The 1853-nt window shown below is 57.6% G+C and carries 2 protein-coding genes; both read left to right on the forward strand.

Annotation, left to right across the window (positions count from 1 at the left end; translation table 11 throughout):
* On the forward strand, nucleotides 1–1037 hold a 1037-nt coding region (locus A3849_RS31905), incomplete at its 5' end, for a glycoside hydrolase family 38 C-terminal domain-containing protein (protein ID WP_178382874.1).
* A gap of 32 nt (nucleotides 1038–1069) precedes the next feature.
* The coding region (locus A3849_RS31910) for a glycoside hydrolase family 125 protein (protein WP_143191961.1) at nucleotides 1070–1853 on the forward strand (784 nt) is incomplete at its 3' end.

Raw genomic sequence — 1853 nt, forward strand, 5'->3', positions numbered from 1 at the left:
TGAATGACCGCTGGGAGACCCCGCACTACCGCCTGACGTTCAATGAACGGGGCGAAATCACCAGCCTGTTCGACAAAGCAGCCGGCCGGGAAGTGCTGCAGCAGGGCGGCCGCGCCAACCGATTCCACTTTTTCCATGACCGTCCGACACTCTGGGATGCCTGGGATATCGACAGCCGCTATGAAGCCCAGCCCGCTGGCGAGGCCGAGCTGGTGGAGAAATACGTGCTTCACTCCGGCCAAGTCCGGGATGTGCTGAGATTCCGCTGGACGCTGGGCCAGTCGCAGATCACCCAGGATCTGATCCTGTATGCCCATGACCGCAGAATCGATTTCAAGACCCATGTGGACTGGAAGGAAGCCCATAAGCTGCTGAAGGTCGGCTTCCCGGTCGATGTGGTCGCAGACAAAGCGACCTATGAGATTCCTTTTGGCGCGCTGGAGCGTCCCACGCACCGCAATACCAGCTGGGAACAGGCGCAGTACGAGGTCTGCGGACACCGTTTTGTGGACGTATCCGAACATGGATACGGCGTCAGTCTGCTGAATGACTGCAAATACGGCTACGACATTCAAGGCAGCACGATCCGCCTGTCCCTGCTGCGTGCGCCGCAATGGCCGGACGCCACTGCGGACCTCGGCGCGCATGACTTCACCTATTCGCTCTATCCCCACCTCGGCGATTGGCGGAGTGCCCATACGCTGCGCAAGGCCGCGGAGCTGAATCTGGAACCATCTGCACTTGCAGCCGAAGGGAAGACCGGACAGCTGCCATCCACCAGCGGTTTCATCCGCTTCAATGGGCAGCATGTTGTGCTCGATACCGTGAAGCCGTCCGAGGACGGACAGGGCAGCATTCTGCGGCTCTATGAATCCGCGGGCGGACGGGAAACCGTGACGCTGGGCTGGAACCACCCGTTCAGCGAAGTGTACCGGTCCAATGCGCTGGAGGAGAAGCTGGAGCCTGTCGCCCATCTCCAAGGTGAATTCGAGCTGCACTTTGCCCCTTTTGAGATTCAGACGATTTACGTGAAATAAACGACTATTCGAACAGAAGGAGTGTCCTTTCCTTGGAACAATTCAGATTACCGAAAATCCCGATGCCAAAGCTCGAACTGCCGCAAGCCGTACAGGAGGTGCTGGCCGAAGCGGAAGCGAAGCTGGCCCACCGGCCCAAGCTGCTGCAGCTGTTCAAAAACTGTTTTCCGAACACCCTGGAGACCACGACGAAGCGGATGGAGGATGGCACCACCTTTGTCATTACCGGAGATATCCCGGCCTCCTGGCTGCGCGATTCGGTGGAACAGGTCATCCATTATGTGCCGCTGGCCAAGAACGACCCGGACCTGCAGCGCATCATCGGTGGCCTGATCAGACGTCATATCCAGTACATCCACATCGATCCATACGCCAATGCGTTTAATGAATATGCCAATGACTGGCACTGGAACACCACGGACGTGACCGAGATGTCCCCGTGGGTCTGGGAGCGCAAATTCGAGATTGATTCCCTGTGCTTCGTGGTGCGTCTCGCGTATACCTACTGGCAGGAAACTGGGCTTACCGACTTCTTCGATGCGGAGTTCAAGTCTGCCCTGCGTACCATTATCGAGGTGTTCAAAAAAGAGCAGCATCACTTCGAGCAGTCGCCGTACCGCTTCACCCGCAACAACGGCATTCCAGAAGACTCGTTGCGAAATAACGGACTTGGCATGCCGGTGAACTATACCGGGATGATCTGGTCCGGGTTCCGTTCCAGTGACGATGCCTGCGATTTCCACTACAACATTCCCGGCAATATGTTTGCCGTTGTCGCCCTGCGGCAGATGCAGGAATTCGCCGAGTGGGTCTTCC

The sequence above is a fragment of the Paenibacillus sp. P46E genome (assembly GCF_001909095.1).
GTDB lineage: Bacteria > Bacillota > Bacilli > Paenibacillales > Paenibacillaceae > Paenibacillus_AQ > Paenibacillus_AQ helianthi.